Below are 20,730 nucleotides of genomic sequence, written 5' to 3' on the forward strand. Positions count from 1 at the left end.
GTACCGCCCCGGGCGGGAGTCCCCGAGGCGGGCGCAACCCAGGAAGGTTACAGCGTGCTCATGCTCCGCGGGCCCAGATCGGTCCGCGACGGCAGTGGCGCCACCCGCACCGCGGCGCCCAGCACGGCCAGTCCGTGCGGTGCCACCACCACCGGCTCCAGCTCCACCGAGGCCACTTCCGGCAGGTCGTCGACCAGTTGGGAGACCCGCAGCAGCACCTCCTCCAGGGCGGCGGTGTCCACCGGGGCGGCGCCCCGCCAGCCGAACAGCAGCGGTGCCGCCCGGACCTCGCGGACCAGGCCGGCCACGTCCTGGTCGGTGGCCGGGATCAGCCGGTGCGCCACGTCGCCGAGCAGTTCGGCCGGGGCGCCGGCCAGGCCGAAGGCCAGGATCGCACCGACCGCCGGGTCGACCGTGGCGCTGATCACGGTGTCCACCCCGCGGGCCGCCATCCGCTGCACCACCAGCTCGGCCCGCGCGGCGCCGCCGAGCAGCTCGGAGAGCTCCCGGTGGGCGCGGCGCAGGCCGTCCTCGTCGGTCAGCTCCAGCCGGACGCCGCCGAGGTCGGGGCGGTGCCGCAGATGGGTGGCGGTGGCCTTGAGCGCGACCGGGTAGCCGAGCCGGTCGGCTGCCCGGACCGCCTCCTCCTCGGTCACCGCGGGCAGGGCGCGCAGGACGTCGATGCCGTACTGGCCGAGCAGCTCCGCGGTCTGCTCGTCGGGCAGCGTGAAGCGGGCGCCGCCGGGCTGGGATCGAAAGGTGCGGCGCGATGGGGGTCCCCCCGGACGAAGTCTGGGGGAGCCTCCGGCAAGGGTGGTGGTGGGCGACGGGCGGGACGCCGCCGCAGTGCTGGTGGCCAGCGCCGCCTCGACCAGGGCGCGGGCGGCGGGGGCATCGATCCGGTCGAACTCGGGCACCCGGGCGGTCTGCTCGGCGGTCTCCGCGAGGCGCCGCCAGGTGCCGTAGCGCACGGCGTGCGCGAGGGCGCGCACGGCGCGCTCGGGGGCTGGGTAGGCGGGCACGGGCTGCTTGGCGGCGCGCAGCACCCCGGAGAGCTCGCCGAGCGCCAGGTGGATGAGGAGCAGCGGCTTGCCGACCCGGCGCGCGCTGTCGGCGGCGTGCAGCAGGCCCTCGCCGAGTGCCGGGTCGTCGGCCGCGAGCATCAGCTCCTCGCGCAGCGCCAGGCTGGGGCTGGCGATCGGCGGGATGGCCACCGCGATCACCGCGTCCACCGAGCCGTCGCTGAGCGCGGTCTCCAGCGCCACCCGGAAGTGCTCGCCGGTCGCGGCGGTGGTCAGGTCGACCGGCGGGTGCGGGCGCAGTCCGGCGCTGAGGCAGCTGTCGTAGGTGAGCAGGCCGAGCGAGTCGGAGTTGCCGACCACCGCGACCCGGGGCCCGGCCGGCAGCGGCTGTCCGGCCAGCAGTTCGCCGGTGTCCAGCAGCTCGGTGATGGTCGCCACCCGGATCACCCCGGCCTGCTGGAAGAGCGTGTCCACGGTGGCGTCGCTCAGCCTGCTGGTGGCCGGCGGCACCGCGTGGCCGGGCGGCAGCGAGCCGGTGTGCCGGGCGCCCTTGACCACCACCACCGGCTTGGCGGTGGCCAGGCGCCGGGCGATCCGGGTGAACTTGCGCGGGTTGCCGAAGGACTCCAGGTAGAGCAGCACCACCTCGGTGGCCGGGTCCTCCTCCCAGTACTGCAGCAGGTCGTTGCCGGAGACATCGGCCCGGTTGCCGACCGAGGCGAAGGAGGAGACGCCGAGTCCGCGCTGGTGCGCCGCCTCCAGCAGCGCCACGCCGATCGCACCGGATTGGCAGAAGATCCCGAACGGGCCGGTCTGCGGCAGCCGGGGTGCCAGCGAGGCGTTGAGCGGATGCTCCGGCGAGGTGGTGAGCAGCCCGAAGGCGTTCGGGCCGATCACCCGCATCCCGGCGGCCCGGGCCTGGCGCACCAGGGCCCGCTGCCGGTCGCGCCCGGCCGCCCCGGTCTCGGCGTAGCCCGCGGTGACCACCACCAGGCCCTGCACGCCGTGCGCGCCGCACTCGGCGACCACCCCGGGGACCACCTCGTCCGGCACCGCGACCAGGGCGAGGTCCACCGGTCCGGTGAGCTCGGCCACCGAGCGGTGCAGCGGCACGCCCTCCAGCTCGGTGCCGCCCGGCGCCCGGCTGTTGACCGCGTACACCGGCCCGGCGTACCCGCTGGCCAGCACCGAGCGCAGCAGCGTCCGGCCCACCGAGTGCTCGTCCCTGGAGACCCCGATCACCGCGACCGAACGGGGCGTCAGCAGCCGCTGCACCGATCGCGCCTCGGCCCGGTGCTCGCGGGCCCGCATCACGGCGAGCGAGGCGGCGGTGGGTTCCAGGTCGAACTCCAGGTGCACCACGCCGTCCGCGAAGCTGCGCTTCTGGACGTAGCCGGCGTCGGTGAAGACCTTGGTCATCCTGCGGTTCTCGGGCAGCACCTCGGCGACGAACCGGCGGATCCCGCGCTCCTGGGCGACCGCGGCGATGTGCTCCAGCAGCACCGACGCGACGCCCCGGCCCTGGTGGGCGTCCTGGACCAGGAAGGCCACCTCGGCGTCGGTGCCGGTGGCACAGGGGCGCCCGGTCTCGTCGATCCGGTCGTAGCGCACGGTGGCGATGAACCTGTCGCGGACCACCACCGCCAGGGCGACCCGGTTGACGTAGTCGTGGTGGGTGAAGCGCCGCACGTCCTTGTCGGAGAGCCGCGGGTAGGGGGCGAAGAACCGGAAGTACTTCGACTCGTCGGAGACCTGGGCGTAGAAGTCGACCAGTCGCTGGGCGTCCGCGGGCACGATCGGCCGGATCCGCGCCGTACCGCCGTCGCGCAGCAGGATGTCGGCCTCCCAGTACGGGGGTAGCCGAGGGCCTGGTCAGCGCCTGAGTGCTCCACAACCGCCAGGCTATCCGGCGGGGCGGCGACCTGCTCCCGCGGTGCGGGCCCGACGGGGTGGGAGGCGTTTCCGGGCCGCCATGCCAGAATGGTCTAGACAACGCTGTCGCAACCTGCACCATCGGAAAGGCACGTCATCATGGCTGAGCGCCGCGTCACCATCGGTTGGCCCGAGGGCCTGCACGCCCGTCCCGCCTCCGTCTTCGTCCGGGCGGCCGCCGCCGTGGGCGTGCCCGTCACCATCGCCAAGGCCGGCGGCACCCCGGTCAACGCGGCCTCGATGCTGGGCCTGCTGGCGCTCGGCGCCGAGGGTGGCGAGGAGGTCGTGCTGGCCTCCGACGCCCCCGAGGCCGACGCGGCGCTGGACCGACTGGCGAAGATGGTCGAGCAGGGCCTGGACGAGCTGCCCGCGGCCTGAGCCCGTGACCGCGGCGGCGGCCCACTGCCCGGGACGCCGCCGCGCGAAATCCACTACCGGACCGCCGCGCCGCTTTGCGATCATGCTCGGATGCCCGAACTGATATCCGAAGCACGCGACTTGACCACCGACGACGCCATTCTGGACTGGGCGGTCCAGGGCTTCGCCCCCGGCGTGCGGGTCTGGACCCTGGGCGCCGCGAACGCCGTCGCCTCCCCCGACCTCTCCTGCCGCGACCGGCTGGCGGTGCACGGCCCCGTCGAACCGCTGGCCGTCCTGATCCGCCACGTCTTCGCCGAACTGGGCACCAGCTACCGCCCGATGGGCGACCGCGCGCTGATCGAGCAACTGATCGACCGACTCCCGGAACTCCGCCCGATCCACCCGTTCCTGTGGATGGACGTGACCGGCGACTCGCTCGCCACCCGCCCCGCCGCGCACTGGCTGACCCCGGCCGAATACCCCGAGGCCGCCGAGCTGCTGGACCTGGCGATGCCCGACTCCTACGCCCACCCGCTGCGCCCCGGCGCCACCCGCTGGGCGGGCGTGCGCGACGAGGCGGGCCGGCTGACCGCCGTGGCCTGCGAGGCCTGGAGCTCCCCGACCACCGGCTTCATGGCCGGCGTCGCCGCCCACCCGGAGTACGGGCGCGGGCGCGGACACGCGGAAGCCGCCTGCCGCCTGGTCCTCGACGCGCTGCTCCGCGCCAACGGCCGCGCCGCCCTGATGGTGCACGCGGACAACCCGGCCGCCATCCGCCTCTACCGGCGGCTCGGCATGGCGTCGCGCGAGCTGAGGGCGGCTCAGCACGTCGGTTGAGCTCAGTTCGGCGCCACCGGCATCGCCTCGAAGCCGTCGTAGAGGTAGGCGTAGACCTGGGCCAGGTACGCCGTCAGCTCCTCGACGTCCGGGAACGCGATGTAGGTGAGCCCGTACCACTGAGCGACCGTCAGGGGGCGGTTGCGGACGACGTGGATCAGGCCGGCCCGGATGGTCTCCCGGTAGTCCGGCCAGGCCGCGGCGAAGGTCTCCCGCAGCTCGCCCAGGTCGTCGGCCGCCTCCACCCCGAGCCACCCCGCGCAGAACCGCACGAAGCGGTGGTCCACGCCCGGTGCGTCCAGGCCCAGTTCGGCCAGCGGCACGGTGACCGGGTCGATCGCGCCGCCGGGGTAGGGGTAGGCGTCGGTCAGCAGCAGGTCGCCGCCGCGCTCCGGCCCCGGCCGGCCGGGCCGCAGCTCCGCGGTCGGACGGTAGACGCCGTAGACGAACCCGTCGGAGAAGTCGGCGTTCACATAGCCGACCTCACCGCCGGGCCCGTACGGCGCCTGCGGGTCGATTCCGAACCCGGTGGCCCAGCTGGTCCCGGCCGACGCGGGGCCGTACAGCTGCCGGAACGGCACGATCGGCGCCAGGTCGTGGTCCTTGAGCGCCGCCGCCCGCAGCACGTCGTCGGCCACCACCAGCGCCTCGTCCGAGTCGAAGCGGGTGGCCCAGGGGCCGCAGCGGGGCGGCAGCTCGTCACGAAGGGGCATCGGTCTGGATAACTCCGTCCTGGTCAGGGGCTGGGCGCGATCGGGTGGTCGGGGCGGTCGCCGAACACGTAGTCCCGCAGATCGTCCAGGAACCCGTACAGCTCGTCCTCGGTGAGGAAGTAGTAGCCGGTCAGCCTGAGCCAGGCCGCCGAGTCGGCCGGCCGCCGCTCGATCAAATAGTCCAGGCTGCGCCGCAGTCGCTCGGCGAAGTCCTGGTCCTCCCGGGCCCAGTCGCGGGCCTGGTAGAGGTCATCGATGATCTCCGGGTGGAAGCAGTTCCGGTAGAACCGGCGCAGCTGCTCACTCGAAGCCCAGTCGGGGATGTCACTGCCGTCCCAGTCGGCCACTGCCACGATGTACTCCTCGACTCAACGGGACGGATTGTGCAGGTCGACCGGTTCCGGGAACATCGTATGCAGTTTGAACCCGCCGTTCCCGTCCGGGTGGTAGATGGCCTTGATCGTAGCGTCCGTGAAGTCGACCGGCCGGTACTGCACATTGCCGGCCGCGTCCAGCGGCTGCTTGGGATCGATGTAGTAGCCGCGGAACCGGCCCGTGTGGTCGCCCGGCCCCCAGGCGTCCTGCGGCGAGAACTCCACGACGTGCGGCGGGGTCTGCGGGATCCGGCCGCGGGCGTACTCGTCGGCGTACATGAAGCCCTCCTGGTCGTTGAAGGCCGTCGAGTACTTGTCGCACTTGTGCCTGCGCGGCGGCTGGCCGGGCTTCTGGTCGGCGTCCATGTAGAGGTCCGGCGGGGAGAGCTTCTTCCTGGCGTCCGGGCCGTGCAGCGGATCGATCTTGTCCTTGGAGATCACATAGCCGTTGGGATCGAACATCGGCGTCTGGTTGTTGGCGGGGCCGCCCATCACCGGGGTGCCGAGCCGGTCCTTCAACTGGTCGTCGTTCGCCTTCAGATGGCGGCCGACACCGTGCCCCTGCTTGTCCAGGCCATCGATCCTGGTGGCGACCCGCTTCTGGTACTGGTCGCGCATCCCGTCATCGCCCAGCACCGTCTGCCCGGACTTGATCCTGATCGGGTCCTTCTCGCCCGCGGGCGGGCGGCGCAGGCTGCGGCGGATCCGCTCCTCCGCGTCGTCCAGGTTCTTCTTGGTGACCTCCAGGCCCTGCGCGATCGACCGGTGGCCGCCCTCCATCGCCTTCGACATGTCACCGATCATCGAGTCCATGATCGGCCGGACCGCCTTCTGCACCAGCTGGCCGTACTTGCCCTTGCCCAGCAGTCGCCCCCGGGTGGCCTCGTCGAGGTTGCTCGCGTGGCCGGCCACCCGGTCGGCATGCCCGTGCACCTGCTCCGCGGCGTTCCCCAGATGCTCCGGGTGCGCCTGGAATCCCTTGCTCATGCCGCGTTCCCCTCACCGAGAATCGCCCCGCCGGTGGCCGCCGGACCCAGCGCCGCCTGCACGCCGTGGAAGACCAGCCCGGAGACCGCCTGCGCGATCGCCGCCTGGAAGGGCTCGATCGCGGTCGAGACCAGGTTGCCGATGATCTCCTGCTCGATCTGCTGCAGGATCCCGTTGACCAGCAGCTTGCCGCCCTCGATGATCGCCGCGTTGGCCGCCTCCGCGAGGCCCGCGGTGGCGATCGCCGCGGCCTGCTCGGCCGCGAACTCCACGGTCATCGAGATGAGTTCGGCGATCACCGCCCCCTTGGCGGCCACCACCGCGTCGGCCGCGACGTCCAACGCGTCGGCCAGCAGCCCGCAGTGGTCGATCAGCACCTTCATGTGGCCGTTCGAGGCCAGCGCCCAGCGCGCCACCATCGCCTCGTACGACTCGCCCTGGTAGACCGCCCCGAGGTTCTGGACCGCCGAGTGGGTGTCGTCGTGGGCCTCCTGGACGCCCTTGGCGTAGTCGCGGACGTGGTTGCCCCACTCGCGCAACTCGTCCTCGTCGATCTCCGGCCAGTTGAGGCCGATCAGGTTCATCACCCAGACCAAGTCATCGGGCAGTTCGATCGACAACCCGGCCTCCTTTCGTCCCCCGTGCGCCAACCTGACGAACTCTCATGGTGCCAGCCAGTTCCACCCCCGGGGACGCCACCACCAGCAAATTCAGTTCTCCGGTCGGGCCTCAAGTGCCATGGTGGAGCGATGGATTCCAATGATCGCGCACGTCTGGCCCGATTCACCCACGCCCACCACCCGATCTGCGCACCGCTGAGCGACGACTCGGTCACCGCCCTGCTGGGGCGCGCGGTGACGACCGGCCAGGAGCGCATCCTGGATCTCGGCTGCGGTGAGGGCGCCTGGCTGCTCCGCGCGCTGGCCGCGCACCCCGACGTCACCGCCGACGGGGTGGACATCAACGCCGGCGGCCTCACCGCCGCCCGCCAGAGCGCCGAACGGCTCGGCGTGGACCGCCGACTCGGCCTGCACCACCAGCCGGCCGCCGAGTTCACCGCCGCGCACCCCTACGACCTGGTGTTCTGCGTCGGCTCCACGCACGCCTTCGACGGCCTGCTCCCCACCCTCACCGCCGCCCGCCGCCACCTCGCCCCGGGCGGCCGGGTGCTGATCGGCGAGGGCTACTGGCAGCGCGAGCCCGACCAGGCCGCCCTGGACGGATTCGAGGCCACCCGCGAGGACTTCGACGACCTCCCCACCCTGGTCGACAAGGTCATGGCCGACGGCTGGGTCCCGGTCGCAGGCCACCAGAGCACCCAGGCCGAACTCGACGACTACGAGTGGGCCTGGACCGGCTCCCTCGCCGAGTGGGCCCTCGACAACCCGTCAGACCCGCTCGCCGCCGACGCCGCCCGCCTCGCCGACGAGCACCGCCACGGCTGGCTGCACGGCTACCGCGACACCTTCGGCTTCGTCACCATGCTGCTGCGCCGCCAGGACTGACCAGTTCCCGAGGCCCGACCCGACGATCTGCTCCCGGGCCCGCCGGATGCGCGTCGGCGGACACGGCGCCAACCCACGCCGTATCCGCCGACCGCACCGCACCCCTCGGGGATCAGCCCTTCACGCAGACCACCTGCTTGAGGTGCGCCACCACCTCGACCAGATCGCGCTGCTGGTCCATCACCTTCTCGATGGACTTGTACGCGCCCGGGATCTCGTCGACCACGCCGGAGTCCTTGCGGCACTCCACGCCCCGGGTCTGCTCCTGCAGATCGCGGACGGTGAACTTCTTCTTCGCCGCGGTCCGGCTCATCTTCCGACCCGCGCCGTGCGACGCGGAGTTGAAGGAGGCCGGGTTGCCCAGACCGCGGACGATGTACGAACCGGTGCCCATCGAGCCCGGGATGATGCCCAGGTCGCCGGAGCCGGCCCGGATCGCGCCCTTGCGGGTGACCAGCACGTCGACGCCGTCGTACCGCTCCTCGGCGACGTAGTTGTGGTGGCAGCTGATGACCTGCTCGAAGGCGACGTCGGCGCGCGGGAACTCGTCGCGGACGGCGTCCTGGAAGAGCGCCATCATCATGGCCCGGTTGTACTTCGCGTAGTTCTGGGCCCAGAACAGGTCGTTGCGGTAGGCCTGCATCTCCGGGGTGTCCGCGAGGAACACCGCCAGGTCGCGGTCGACGATGCCCTGGTTGTGCGACAGGCCGCGCGCCACCGTCATGTGGTGCTCCGCCAGCTCCTTGCCGATGTTGCGGGAGCCGGAGTGCAGCATCAGCCAGACCGAACCGGCGTCATCGAGGCAGAACTCGATGAAGTGATTGCCACTTCCGAGCGTTCCCATCTGCTTTGCCGCCCGCTCGTGACGGTCCTTGACCGCCGGGGTGATCGAGTCGAAACCGGACCACATCCGCTGCCACTGGGCCACCGGGAAGCCCTGCAGCTTGGCCGGGTCCAGCGGCGAGTCGTGCAGGCCGCGGCCGACCGGGATCAGCCGCTCGATCCGGGACCGCAGCCGGCTCAGGTCGTCCGGCAGGTCGCGGGCGGTGAGCGAGGTCTTCACCGCGCTCATGCCGCAGCCGATGTCCACCCCGACCGCGGCCGGGCAGACCGCGCCCTTCATGGCGATCACGGAGCCGACGGTGGCGCCCTTGCCCAGGTGGACGTCGGGCATCACGGCCAGGCCGTGCAGCCAGGGCAGGGTGGAGATGTTGCGCAGCTGCTGCATCGCCGCGCCCTCGACGGTGGCCGGGTCGGCCCACATCCGGATGGGGACCCGCGCGCCGGGTACCTCGGTGTACGACATGGTGGAACTGACCCCCAAAGGTCGATGGTTCAAGCGTAGGACTGCCACGCGAAGCTTCCGGCGTGGCTCGGGGAAGATCGGGAAAGCGGTGCGCTCAGGCGGTGGTTCGGGAGGGATACGACGGCCTCGGGGAGCGCTTTCGCACTGGCTCGACCCGCATGGTGACCGCCTCCTCTCCTGAACTCGACAACAGCCGCGCGCCGCGACGGGGATATCAACCCATGAGGCCGATCACAGGCGCAAGCGAAATATCCGAAGAGGCCCGGCGAGCCGTGCTCGCCGGGCCTCTTGGCACTGCTTGACGCCGCTTGACGCCGTGTCAGCTGACGACCGTGACCTCGCCGATCCCCAGCGCCTTGACGTCCTCGGCGATCACCGAGGCGTCGCCGACCACCACGGTGACCAGCCGGTCCGGCGGGAAGGCGGCGACCACGGCGGCCGTGGCGGCGGCGGTGTCCAGCTCGGCCAGCTGCCGGTAGACCTCCGCCTGGAAGTCGTCCGCGAGCTGCTGCTCGACCTGGTCGGCCAGGGTGGCGGCGACCGAGCCGGCCGTCTCGTACTTCAGCGGCGCGACGCCGACCAGGAACTGCACGGCCTCCTCCCGCTCGGCGTCGGTGAGGCCCTCGGCGGCCAGGGTGCGCAGGATGGCCCAGGTGTCGGCGAGCGCGGGGGCGGTGGAGGCGGTGTCCACCGAGCCGCTGATCGCCATCATGGCCTGGCCGGTGCCCTCGGCGTTGGAGCGCAGCGGCTGGGCGAAGGCCCGCACGCCGTAGGTGTAGCCCTTCTCCTCGCGCAGCACCCGGTCCAGGCGGGAGGTGAGGGTGCCGCCCAGGCAGTAGGTGCCGAGGATCTGGGCGGACCAGGCGGGGTGGTGGCGGTCCGGCCCGACCCGGCCGATCAGCAGCTGGGTCTGCACCGAGCCGGGCCGGTCGACGATGATCACCCGGCCGCGGTCGTCGGCGGCCACCGAGGCGACGGTGCTGGGCGCTGCCTGGTCGCCGGTCCAGCGGCCCAGGGTGGACTCCAGCAGCTCGGGCAGCTCGACGCCGGCGAGGTCGCCGACGATCACCATGGTCGCCGTGGACGGGCGGACGTGGGCGTCGTAGAAGGCCTTGACCGCGGCCCGGTCGATCAGCTGCACCGTCTCGGCGGTGCCGGAGCGCGGCCGGGAGAGCCGGTCGTCGGCCGGGAACAGCTCGGCGTAGAGCGCCTTGGCGGCACGCCGGGCCGGGTTGGCCTGCTCATGGACGATCTCGTCGAGCCGGTTGGCCACCAGGCGCTCGACCTCGTCGGCGGGCAGCGCGGGCGAGCGCAGCGCCTCGGCGAACAGGGTGAGGCCGCGTTCCAGGCGGGAGGCCGGCACCTCCAGCACCGCCCGGATGCACGGGTGGTCGGCGTGCGCCTCCATGGTGGCGCCGGCCCGCTCCAGCTCGCCGGCGAACTGCTCGGCGGTGAGCGTGTCGGTGCCCTCGTTGAAGGCGCGGGCCAGGATGGTGGCCACCCCGTCGAGCCCGGCGGGCTCGGCGGCCAGCGGGGCGTCGATCAGCACCTCGATGGCGACCAGCTGCTGGCCGGGGCGGTGGCAGTGCAGCACGGTCAGGCCGTTGGCCAGGGTGAGCCGCTGCGGGGCCGGGAACGCCCACGGGGTCGGGGTGCCGGGCTTGGGCTGCGGGTGGAAGGTCATGGTGGGGGCGGCGCTCATGCTGCCTCCTCCTCATCGTCGGTGGAGGCGGCGACCGGCTCGTAGACCAGGACCGCGCGGTTGTCGGGACGCAGGCGGGCCGCGGCGACCGCGCGGACCTCCTCGGCGGTGACGTCGAGCACCCGGGCGACGGCGCCGTTGACCAGCTTGGGGTCGCCGAACAGCACGGCGAACCGGCAGAGTTCGTCGGCCCGGCCGGCGACCGTGGTGAGCCGGTCCAGCCACTCGCGCTCGACCTGCGCCTGGGCCCGCTCCAGCTCCTCCGCGCTGGGGCCTTCGGCGGCGAACCGGGCCAGCTCCTCGTCCACGGCGAGCTCGATCTGGGCGATGGTGGCGTCGCCGGCGGCCTTGACGTCCAGCCAGCCGAGCGACGGGGCGCCGGCCAGCCGGAGCAGCCCGAAGCCGGCCGAGATCGCGGTGCGGTCGCGGCGGACCAGGCGGTTGTAGATCCGGCTGGACTCACCGGAGCCGAGCACGGTCAGCGCCAGGTCGGCGGCGTCGGCCTCGCGGGTGCCGTCGTGCGGCAGCCGGTAGGCGCTCATCAGGGCGCGGGAGGGCACATCCTCCTCGACCAGCTCGCGGACCTCGCGGCCGACCACCTCGGGCAGGCTGCCGTCGCGCGGCGGCTGCTTGCCGTCGTGCGCCGGGATGCTGCCGAAGTACTTCTCCACCCAGGCGATGGCCTGCTCCGGGTCGATGTCGCCGACCACCGAGAGCACCGCGTTGTTCGGCGCGTAGTAGGTGCTGAAGAAGGCGCGGGCGTCCTCCAGCGTGGCCGCGTCCAGATCCGCCATCGAGCCGATCGGGGTGTGGTGGTACGGGTGGTCCTCGGGGTACGAGAGCGCGGTGAGCTTCTCGAAGGCGGTGCCGTAGGGCACGTTGTCGTACCGCTGGCGGCGCTCGTTCTTGACGACGTCTCGCTGGTTCTCCATCGACGCCTCGTCAAGCGCGGCCAGCAGCGAGCCCATCCGGTCGGCCTCCAGCCAGAGCGCCAGCTCCAGCTGATGGGTCGGCATGGTCTCGAAGTAGTTGGTGCGCTCGAAGCTGGTGGTGCCGTTGAGCGACCCGCCGGCGCCCTGAACCAGCTCGAAGTGGCCGTTGTTGGAGACGTTGGCGGAGCCTTGGAACATCAGGTGCTCGAAGAGGTGCGCCAGCCCGGTGCGACCCTTCACCTCGTGGCGGGAGCCCACGTCGTACCACAGGCAGACCGCGGCAACCGGCGTCAGGTGGTCCTCGGAGAGCACCACGCGCAGGCCGTTGGCCAGGCGGTGTTCCGTGATGGCGATGCCTCCGGTGGAGGCGGGGGCCGGGTTGGCCATGCGCTCGGGTCCTTCCCATCGGTTCGGGGGTCGGGGGGAACGTCGGGGTCTGCAGTCCCCCATTGTGGTGCAACGCGTACGGTGCCGGGATGTGCCCGCGCGCGCCGGGCGTTCGCCAGGGGCGCAACGTGCTGGCGGGGACTGTCCGCGCGAGGGTCCACAATGGGGGGCGCCGTACCCCGGTGACGACATGTGAAGCAGAAGCCGCTGACAGACGCAAGGGAGCCCCGCCGCGATGGCCCGCCGCAGTTCGCCGACCCCGCCCGCCGGAGACTTCGAGGAGCGGATCCTCGACGTCGACGTCGTGGACGAGATGCAAGCTTCCTACCTGGAGTACGCCTACTCGGTGATCTACTCGCGGGCCCTTCCGGACGCGCGGGACGGCCTCAAGCCGGTGCACCGCCGGATCCTCTACCAGGCCAATGAGATGGGCCTGCGCCCGGAGCGGGCGCACGTCAAGTGCGCCCGCGTGGTCGGCGAGGTGATGGGCCGGCTTCACCCGCACGGGGACGCCTCCATCTACGACTCGATCGTGCGGATGGCGCAGCCGTTCTCGATGCGGGTGCCGCTGATCGACGGTCACGGGAACTTCGGCTCGCTGGGCAACGACGACCCGCCGGCCGCGATGCGGTACACCGAGTCGCGGCTGACCGCGGCGTCGATGGCCCTGGTGGAGTCGATCCACGAGGAGACGGTCGACTTCGCGCCCAACTACGACGGCGCCGAGCAGGAGCCGGTGGTGCTGCCGGCCGCCTTCCCCAACCTGCTGGTGAACGGCACCACCGGCATCGCGGTCGGCATGGCGACCAACATGCCGCCGCACAACCTCTCCGAGGTGGTGGCCGCCGCCCGGCACCTGATCAAGCATCCGAACGCCGACCTGGACACCCTGATGCGGTTCGTCCCCGGTCCCGACCTGCCCACCGGCGGCCGGATCGTGGGCCTGTCCGGGATCCGCGACGCCTATGAGTCCGGCCGCGGCACCTTCAAGATCCGCGCCACCACCTCGATCGAGAGCGTGACGGCGCGCCGCAAGGGCATCGTGGTCACCGAGCTGCCGTTCACGGTCGGCCCGGAGAAGGTGATCGGCAAGATCAAGGACCTGGTCAACGCCAAGAAGCTGCAGGGCATCGCGGACGTCAAGGACCTGACGGACCGCGAGCACGGCCTGCGGCTGGTGATCGAGGTCAAGAACGGCTTCGTGCCGGAGGCCCTGCTGGAGCAGCTGTACAAGCTGACCCCGCTGGAGGAGACCTTCGGCATCAACAACGTGGCGCTGGTCGACGGCCAGCCGCTGACCATGGGCCTCAAGGAGCTGCTCGAGGTCTACGTCGACCACCGCTTCGAGGTGGTCCGGCGGCGCAGCGACTTCCGCCGCCGCAAGCGGCAGGAGCGGCTGCACCTGGTCGAGGGCCTGCTGGTCGCACTGCTGGACATCGACGAGGTCATCGCGCTGATCCGCAGCAGCGACAACGCGCAGCAGGCCAAGGAGCGCCTGATGGAGCGCTTCTCGCTGTCGGAGATCCAGACCGCCTACATCCTGGACACCCCGCTGCGCCGGCTGACCCGGTTCGACCGGGTGGAGCTGGAGGCCGAGCAGGCCAAGCTGATCTCCGAGATCGCCGAGCTGACCGAGATCCTGGACTCGGACACCAAGCTGCGCAGCGTGGTCTCCAGTGAACTGGCCGCGGTGGCCAAGCAGTTCGGCACCGAGCGGCGCACCGTGCTGCTGGAGGCCGGGGCGCTGCCGTCGGCCTCGCTGGCGGTGCCGCTGGAGGTGGCGGACGACCCGTGCCGGGTGCTGCTCTCCTCCACCGGCCTGCTGGCCCGCACCGCGGACGGCGAGCCGACCACCCAGGGCGAGACCAGGTCCAAGCACGATGTGATCGTCTCCGCGGTGGCGGCCACCGCCCGGGGCGACGTCGGCGCGGTGACCTCGGCCGGGCGGGTGCTGCGGCTGCCGGTGATCGACCTGCCGGCGCTGCCGCCGCAGGCCCAGCTGTCGCTGGCCGGCGGAGCGCAGCTCAGCGAGTTCCTCAAGTTGGGTGCGGACGAGCGGCTGATCGCGCTGACCACGCTGGACGAGTCCTCGCCGGGCCTGGCGCTGGGCACGGTGCAGGGTGTGGTCAAGCGGGTGGTGCCGGAGTGGCCCGCCAACAAGGACGAGTTCGAGGTGATCGCGCTCAAGGACGGCGACGAGCTGGTCGGCGCGGTGGAACTGCGCACCGGCGAGGAGGACTTGGTCTTCATCACCACGGACGCCCAACTGCTGCGCTACCCCGCCTCGCAGGTGCGGCCGCAGGGCCGACCGGCCGGTGGGATGGCCGGGATCAAGCTGGCGGAGGGGGCCCGGGTGCTCTCGTTCACCGCGGTGGACCCGGCTGCCGACGCGGTGGTCATCTCGGTGGCCGGCGCCTCCGGGACGCTGACCGGCGAGGCGCAGTCCAGCTGGAAGCTGACCCCCTTCGATCTCTACCCGCGCAAGGGCCGGGCCACCGGCGGGGTGCGCTGCCAGCGCTTCCTGCGCGGCGAGGACTCGTTGGCGTTCGCCTGGGCGGGCGCGGCGCCGGCTCGGGCGGCGGCGGCCAACGGGGCGCCGGTCGCCCTGCCGGAGCGCGATCCGCGCCGGGACGGGTCGGGCACCCCGGTGGCCAAGGCGATCGCCGCCGTCGCCGGACCGGCCTGAAAACCCATGGGTCACCCTGCCGCCCAGCGGTAGGGTGACCCCAATGATCACTTGTACGAATCTGTCGAACGAGCTGGCCGAGCCGCTTGCGGCCACCGCGGCCACCGCCCCCACCTGGCTGCTGATCGAGCAGTCCGGCCCGTGGGGGGCCAAGGCGCTGACCGAGAGCCACCTCGATTCCGAGCTGGGCCGGGCGTTGGACGCCGCCGCAGCCGGCAGCGGGGTGCGGATCGCGCTGATCCGCCGCCCGGGGCGGCACGCCGACGATCGGCCGGCGACCGGCCACCAGGTGATCGTGGCGCACACGGTGCCCGGCCGGGGCTGGGTCCGGCGGGCCGAGGTGGCGTCGCCGGCGGAGCTGCTGGAGCTGGACTTCGGCGCGCTCGGGGCCGGTGAGCACGGCGGGTTCGGCGACGCGCACCACGGCGGCCCGCTGGCCCTGGTGTGCACCAACGGCCGGCGGGACCGCTGCTGCGCGCTGCTCGGCCGGCCGCTGGCCGCCGAGCTGGCCGCCGCCGGGCACTCCGAGGTGTGGGAAGTCACCCATCTGGGCGGACACCGCTTCTCCCCCACCATGCTGGTGCTCCCCTACGGCTACGCCTACGGCCGGCTGACCGACACCAGCGCCAAGGAGGTGCTGGCCGCCACCGCCGCCGGGCAGACCCTGCCGCAGTACTCCCGTGGGCGCTCCTGCTGGGGCCGGCCGGGCCAGGCCGCCGAGCACGCGGTGCGCGAGCTGACCGGCGAGCACGCGGCCGATGCTCTGACGATCCGTCAGGAACCACTGGGCGGCGGGGGTTGGCGGGTCCTCGTGACGCATCAGGACGGCCGGGCCTGGTCGGTCGAGGTGGTCCAGGGGCGCAGCGAACCGCCCCGTCCGGAGAGCTGCGGCAAGGCCCCGGGCACCCCGGCGCGGATGGACGTGCGGTCGCTGACCGTCCTCTGACTCACCGTCTCCTCACTGAGCGTCATCGCTCCAACGGCGCACTTCACCGGAGCGCGGTGGCGCACGGCTGCCTAGCGTGGCGGCCGTGGGACCACCCCACTCCCGCGGCCTCCGCACCCGACCGGAAGCCGCGGTGCTGCGCGGTAGCGGCCCCGGTCACGGGCCGGCCGCCGTCCCGGCCGACCGGCCGGGCGCACGGAAGGATGCGACCGGAAGATGAAGCCGAAACAGGAGTGCCCCGCGATCCCCGTCGACCCGGCGGTCCAGGACGCCGCACATGCCGGCCGTGGCGGTCGGCTGTGCCGTCGATTAGGCCTGACCGCCGCGCTGGTGGCCGGCGCCGGCTCGATCGTGCTGGGTGCCGACCTGGCGCAGGCCGTGCCCGCCGCCGTCGCCTCGGCCGCCCGGCCAGGCCTGGTCAGCGCCGACGACTCGTCGTCGACCGACGTCACGGCGACAGCGGACGACACGACGACGGACGACATGACGGCGGACGACGACTCGGATTCCGTTCAGGTTGCCGACGACCGGAGTGACGACGAGCAGGCCGGCGACGACCAGGGCAGCGACGTCCAGGCCGCTGACGACCAGAACGCCGATGACCAGGGCAGCGACACGCAGGGCAGCGACGACCAGAACGCCGATGACCAGGGCAGCGACACGCAGGGCAGCGACGACCAGACCAGCAACGTCCAGAACAGCGACCTGCAGAGCGCCGACGACGGCAGCGCCACCGACTCCACCGCGAGCGGCGACGACAACGGCGGCGGCGGCGGGGAGATCCACCAGGGCTGGGACGGCTCGGTCTACTGGTTCCACAACGCCGCCGGCGAGTGGCGCTACACCAGCCACCGCGACATCTACCTGAACCGGACCGGTTCGACCCCGGAGCACCGCCGCTCCATGTCGCCGAGCAAGGGCTCCGCCGGTGCGCACTCCGCCACCGCCAACGCCTCCCACGGTTCGGTCGAGGCGGCCGTGAAGTTCGCCCTCGCCCAGATCGGCAAGCCGTTCGTGCTGGGCGCCACCGGCCCCAATGCCTACGACTGCTCCGGTCTGATCCAGCGGTCCTTCCGCCAGGCGGGCATCTCGCTGCCGCGGGTGGCCAACGACCAGTACGCAGCGACCACGCCGATCAGCGCGAGCCAGCTGCGCCGCGGCGACCTGCTCTTCTGGTCGTCCAACGGCAACGCCCGCGGGATCCACCACGGCGCCATCTACCTGGGTGACGGCACCTATGTGGAGGCCCCCAGGGCCGGCGCCAACGTGCGGATCCACAAGCTCATCCGCGCCTACTGGCCGTCCCAGATGGGCCGCCCCTGACGCTCATCGGCGGGACCGTCCATGAGCGGGACGCTCCTTGAACGGGACGCTCCTTGAGCTGTACCGCGCAGCGCAGCGCGGGGCCCGGCGCCGAACGCGGCCACCGGGCCCCGCCTCGGGCCGGTTCAGCGCCGGGCCGCCACCCGGTACCGGTGCTCCGGCCGGCCCGTGCTGCCGTACCGCAGCTCCAGCCGGACCAGGCCCTCGCGCACCAGGTACGAGAGGTAGCGCTGGGCGGTGGCCCGGGAGACGCCGGTGCGCTCGGCCACCTGGCTGGCCGACAGGTCGCCCGGCTCGCCGCGCACCGCGGCCAGCACCACGGAGAGCGTCGGCGCCGAGTGGCCCTTGGCGGGCACGGCCGGCAGTGTGGCCGGCCGCACCGCGCTGAACAGCGCGTCCACCTCGGCCTGGCCGTGCTCGCCGCCCTCGTCGTCCAGCGCCGCCATCCGCTCGCGCAATTCCCGGTAGCCGTCCAGCCGTTCGGCCAGCGCGGCGAAGCCGAACGGCTTGACGAGGTAGCCGGTGGCGCCCAGCTGCATGGCGGCCCGCACCGAGGCGGTGTCCCGGGCGGCGGTGATCACCAGGGCGTCCGGGCGGCCGCCGGTGCCGGCCGCGGTCAGCGTGCGCAGCACCTCCAGGCCGCTGCCGTCCGGCAGGTAGACGTCGAGCAGCAGCAGGTCGGGGGTAAGCTCGGCGACCGCGTCGACGGCCGCGGCGACGCCGGCGCGCTGGCCTACCACCTCGAAGCCGGGCACCCGGGCGACATAGGCGGCATGGATGGCGCTGACCCGGAAGTCGTCGTCCACCACCAGGGTTCTGATCACCGGACGGCCTCCAGTTCACGCGATGCGGACGAGTCGCGGGGTTCGGACAGGTCGCGGGGCTCGGACAGGTCGCGGGGTTCCGGCAGGTCGCCGGTCCGCGGCAGCACCGGCGCCACCGTGAAGACCGCGCCCAGCGGCGCCGGGTCGAGGTCGGGCAGCGGGAACCGCACGGTGAAGACGGCCCCCGGCCCCTCGCTCACGGTGATCGAGCCGCCGTGCCGCTGCACCAGCCGGTGCACCATGGCCAGCCCCAGGCCGCGCCGGGCGGTGCCGCGATCCGGGCTGGTCGACCAACCGTCCTCGAAGATCTTCTCGGCGGCGCCCGGCGGGATGCCCGGGCCGGTGTCGGCGACCCGCAGCAGGATCTCCCGCTCGCTCTCCAGCAGGCTCAGCCGGACCTCTCCGCCGCCCTGCCCCTGCGCCGCCTCCACGGCGTTGTCCAGCAGGTTGCCGACCACGGTGAGCAGCCGGCGCAGATGGCCGGGCTGCTCGCCGAGCCGGGAGGCCTGGTCCAGCACGATCCGCACCCCGCGCTCGGCGGCGACCGTGGCCTTGGCCACGATCAGTCCCACCAGCAGCGGGTTGGCGATCCGGTCGCGGACCTCCTCGGCCATCGGCTCACCGGCCCGGCCCAGCTCCGTCGCGTACTCCAGTGCGGCCTCGTGCTCGCCGAGCTCCAGCAGGCCGGCCAGGGTGTGCAGGCGGTTGGCGAACTCGTGCTGCTGCGCCCGGAGTGCGTCGGTCAGCCCGCGCACCGAGTCCAACTCGCGGAGCAGGCCGACGAGTTCGGTGCGGTCCCGGACGGTCACCACCGCGCCCAGTTCACGGCCGTGCAGGATCACCGGCATCCGGTTGACGGCCAGGCAGTGGCTGTCGGTCAGCACCGTCAGGTCGGTGCCGGTCAGCGTGCCGTCCAGGGCCCGGCGCAGCCGGCCGTCCGGGAGCAACTGGTCCAGCCGGGAGCCGAGCGCGGTGCCAAGGCCGAGCAGCCGGCGGGCCTCGCCGTTGACCACGGTGACCCTGCCGGCCGGGTCGAAGGCGAGCACGCCCTCCTTGATGCCGTGCAGCATCGCCTCGCGGTCCTGCAGCAGGCCGGCGATCTCCTCCAGTTCCAGGCCGAAGGTGGAGCGCTTGAGTCGGCGGGCCAGCACGTAGGAGGCGATGGCGCCGACCGCGAGGGCGGTCGCGGCGAACAGCGCGAAGGTGGACAGCTCATGGCGCAGCTGGCCGAGCACGTCCTTCTCCGGGATGCCGACCGAGACCTCGCCGATCACCGCTCCGGTCGGGCCGAGCAGCGGGGCCTTGGCGTTGGCGGAGCGGCCGGTGTCTCCGTTGTCCAGGCCGATGGTGGGCTGTCCGTCCAGCACCGCGAGGGGCTCGGAGACCTTCCGGCCGATCAGCTCCGGGTGCGGGTGGGAGTGCCGGATCCCGTCGAGGTCGATCACCACCACGTAGCTGGCCTTGGCGGAGTCCTTGATCCGGTCGGCGGCGGCCTGCACCGTGCCGGCGGCGTCGCCGTTCGCCATGGCCGCGCGGATCGCCGGATCCTGCGCGGTGACCTGGGCGATGGCCAGTGCCCGCCGCTCGTACTCGCGGTCGAGCTCGCCGCGCTGGGCGTAGGCGAGCAGCACGAAGCCGATGGCGCTGGTGATGGCGAGGATGATCAGCTGGCTGACCAGGATCCGGGCCGACAGCTTCCGGCCCTGCCCGCGTCGGACCATCCGGCCCACCTCCGTTTTCCTCGGTACCCGCTGGTCCCCCATCGCTGCCGCGTCCCGGAAGTGTGCCTGCTCCGCCCGGCTTTGCCCACCCCCTGGGCCGTGCGCAGAACGAGCAGAAGTCGGCGGAACGCGGGGAAGTCGCAGAACGCTCGCAAGACTCCCGGCCACACGGGGGCCGGTCCTACCGTCTGCTCACCCCACGAAACACCCCCGAAACACGATGGGAGAGGAGACGGTGTCGATGGCTGTGCGAAGCGGCACCGCGGCGAGCCCGGCCACCGGCCGGACCGACCGCGCGGACGCCCGGATCGAGCTCTCGGGCGTCACCAAGCGCTTTCTGACCCCGAGCGGCGAGGCGTTCACGGCGATCCGGGATGTGACCTTCGAGGTCGAACCCGGCCAGTTCTGCGCGGTGGTCGGACCCACCGGCTGCGGAAAGTCCACCACGCTGAGCCTGGTCTCCGGGCTGGACCGGCCCAGCGAGGGCACGGTGCGGGTCGGCGGCCGGGAGGTCGACGGCATCACCGAGGGCATCAGCTTCATGTTCCAGGCGGACGCGCTGCTGCCCTGGAAGACGGTGCTCGGCAATGTCGCGATGGGCCCGATGTTCCGGGGCGCGGCGAAGAAGCAGGCGCTGGCCTCGGCGCGGGACTGGCTGCGCCGGGTGGGCCTGGCCGGGTTCGAGGACCACCACCCGCACCAGCTCTCCGGCGGCATGCGCAAGCGGGTGGCGATGGCCGCGGCACTGATCAACGAGCCGAAGATCCTGCTGATGGACGAGCCCTTCGGGGCGCTGGACGTGCAGACCAAGGCGATCATGTCGAACGAACTGATCGGCCTGTGGGAGCAGTTGCGCCCGTCGGTCGTCTTCATCACCCATGACCTGGAGGAGGCCGTCGCGCTGGCCGACCGGGTGGTGGTGATGACCTCGGGTCCGGGTTCGGTGAAGGCGGTCTACGACATCGACCTGCCCCGGCCGCGCGGCTCGGTGCAGGACATCCGGTTCCAGCCGCGGTTCCTCGAACTCCACCACCAGATCTGGGCGTCGCTGCGCGAAGAGGTCGAGCGCGCCTATGCACGCACGACGGGAGAGACCTCATGAGCGAGCGCAGCGAGATCATCATCAGAAGGTGCGCGTGGGCGAATGCCTCCGCCGAGCTCTGCGAGGTGGGC

The 20,730-nt window shown here is 72.6% G+C and carries 17 protein-coding genes; 7 read left to right on the forward strand and 10 right to left on the reverse strand.

Translation table 11 applies throughout. The features are described from left to right. Positions 1-47 precede the first annotated feature (47 nt). Positions 48-2,819, reverse strand: coding sequence for a bifunctional acetate--CoA ligase family protein/GNAT family N-acetyltransferase (locus E6W39_RS14385; RefSeq protein ID WP_267286753.1), 2,772 nt, complete (start codon positions 2,817-2,819; stop codon positions 48-50). A 234-nt stretch (positions 2,820-3,053) separates the two neighbouring features. Between E6W39_RS14385 and E6W39_RS14390 the strand changes: the two genes are divergently transcribed. Further along, positions 3,054-3,332 carry an HPr family phosphocarrier protein gene (locus tag E6W39_RS14390; RefSeq protein WP_101382465.1) on the forward strand — a complete coding sequence of 93 codons (279 nt, stop codon included), beginning with the start codon at positions 3,054-3,056 and terminating at the stop codon, positions 3,330-3,332. 90 nt (positions 3,333-3,422) lie between these two features. Continuing rightward, entirely contained in the window at positions 3,423-4,151 is a 729-nt protein-coding gene (locus E6W39_RS14395) for a GNAT family N-acetyltransferase (protein WP_141633885.1), read from the forward strand. Between the two features lie 2 nt (positions 4,152-4,153). On the opposite strand, the gene E6W39_RS14400 is transcribed toward E6W39_RS14395, so the two are convergent. The 4 genes from E6W39_RS14400 to E6W39_RS14415 are packed head-to-tail and all read right to left on the reverse strand — an operon-like array spanning position 4,154 to position 6,845. Further along, on the reverse strand, positions 4,154-4,864 hold the full coding sequence (locus E6W39_RS14400) for a hypothetical protein (protein WP_141633886.1): 711 nt from the start codon (positions 4,862-4,864) through the stop codon (positions 4,154-4,156). Positions 4,865-4,887: 23 nt separating this feature from the next. Next, a complete protein-coding gene (locus tag E6W39_RS14405) occupies positions 4,888-5,217 on the reverse strand; it encodes a hypothetical protein (protein ID WP_141633887.1) in 330 nt (109 codons plus the stop codon). 15 nt (positions 5,218-5,232) lie between these two features. Continuing rightward, complete coding sequence (locus E6W39_RS14410) at positions 5,233-6,225, reverse strand: hypothetical protein (protein WP_141633888.1); 993 nt, start codon at positions 6,223-6,225, stop codon at positions 5,233-5,235. Further along, entirely contained in the window at positions 6,222-6,845 is a 624-nt protein-coding gene (locus E6W39_RS14415; RefSeq protein ID WP_141633889.1) for a WXG100-like domain-containing protein, read from the reverse strand. The genes E6W39_RS14410 and E6W39_RS14415 overlap by 4 nt, the downstream gene beginning before the upstream one ends. 129 nt (positions 6,846-6,974) lie before the next feature. On the opposite strand from E6W39_RS14415, the gene E6W39_RS14420 reads away from it, so the two are divergent. Next, a complete protein-coding gene (locus E6W39_RS14420) occupies positions 6,975-7,730 on the forward strand; it encodes an SAM-dependent methyltransferase (protein WP_141633890.1) in 756 nt (251 codons plus the stop codon). 112 nt (positions 7,731-7,842) lie between these two features. Here E6W39_RS14420 and E6W39_RS14425 read toward each other — a convergent pair whose 3' ends face one another. From E6W39_RS14425 to E6W39_RS14435, 3 genes are all read right to left on the reverse strand, one after another. After that, on the reverse strand, positions 7,843-9,036 hold the full coding sequence (locus tag E6W39_RS14425) for an RtcB family protein (RefSeq protein ID WP_141633891.1): 1,194 nt from the start codon (positions 9,034-9,036) through the stop codon (positions 7,843-7,845). Between the two features lie 319 nt (positions 9,037-9,355). After that, complete coding sequence (locus E6W39_RS14430) at positions 9,356-10,738, reverse strand: M16 family metallopeptidase (RefSeq protein ID WP_141633892.1); 1,383 nt, start codon at positions 10,736-10,738, stop codon at positions 9,356-9,358. Continuing rightward, the gene (locus E6W39_RS14435) at positions 10,735-12,057 is read right to left on the reverse strand and encodes a M16 family metallopeptidase (RefSeq protein ID WP_141633893.1); all 1,323 of its coding nucleotides are present in this window, start codon (positions 12,055-12,057) and stop codon (positions 10,735-10,737) included. Before E6W39_RS14435 ends, E6W39_RS14430 begins: the two co-directional genes overlap by 4 nt. A gap of 235 nt (positions 12,058-12,292) precedes the next feature. On the opposite strand from E6W39_RS14435, the gene E6W39_RS14440 reads away from it, so the two are divergent. The 3 genes from E6W39_RS14440 (at position 12,293) to E6W39_RS14450 (ending at position 17,012) form a co-directional block, all read left to right on the forward strand. Continuing rightward, positions 12,293-14,743, forward strand: a complete 2,451-nt coding sequence (locus E6W39_RS14440; RefSeq protein WP_141633894.1) for a DNA gyrase/topoisomerase IV subunit A — start codon at positions 12,293-12,295, stop codon at positions 14,741-14,743. Between the two features lie 43 nt (positions 14,744-14,786). Then, positions 14,787-15,689 (forward strand): sucrase ferredoxin, encoded by a 903-nt coding sequence (locus E6W39_RS14445; protein WP_141633895.1) that lies wholly within the window; start codon positions 14,787-14,789, stop codon positions 15,687-15,689. Between the two features lie 216 nt (positions 15,690-15,905). Then, positions 15,906-17,012 carry a C40 family peptidase gene (locus E6W39_RS14450; protein WP_141633896.1) on the forward strand — a complete coding sequence of 369 codons (1,107 nt, stop codon included), beginning with the start codon at positions 15,906-15,908 and terminating at the stop codon, positions 17,010-17,012. 125 nt (positions 17,013-17,137) lie between these two features. On the opposite strand, the gene E6W39_RS14455 is transcribed toward E6W39_RS14450, so the two are convergent. Continuing rightward, positions 17,138-17,836, reverse strand: a complete 699-nt coding sequence (locus E6W39_RS14455) for a response regulator (RefSeq protein WP_141633897.1) — start codon at positions 17,834-17,836, stop codon at positions 17,138-17,140. Further along, positions 17,833-19,557: an ATP-binding protein gene (locus E6W39_RS14460; RefSeq protein WP_228718150.1), complete on the reverse strand. Its 1,725-nt coding sequence runs from the start codon at positions 19,555-19,557 to the stop codon at positions 17,833-17,835. The genes E6W39_RS14455 and E6W39_RS14460 overlap by 4 nt, the downstream gene beginning before the upstream one ends. Positions 19,558-19,798: 241 nt before the next feature. On the opposite strand from E6W39_RS14460, the gene E6W39_RS14465 reads away from it, so the two are divergent. Then, positions 19,799-20,659, forward strand: a complete 861-nt coding sequence (locus tag E6W39_RS14465; protein ID WP_141633899.1) for an ABC transporter ATP-binding protein — start codon at positions 19,799-19,801, stop codon at positions 20,657-20,659. The last annotated feature ends 71 nt before the right edge of the window (positions 20,660-20,730 follow it).

Source organism: Kitasatospora acidiphila (genome assembly GCF_006636205.1).
Taxonomy (GTDB): Bacteria; Actinomycetota; Actinomycetes; order Streptomycetales; family Streptomycetaceae; genus Kitasatospora; species Kitasatospora acidiphila.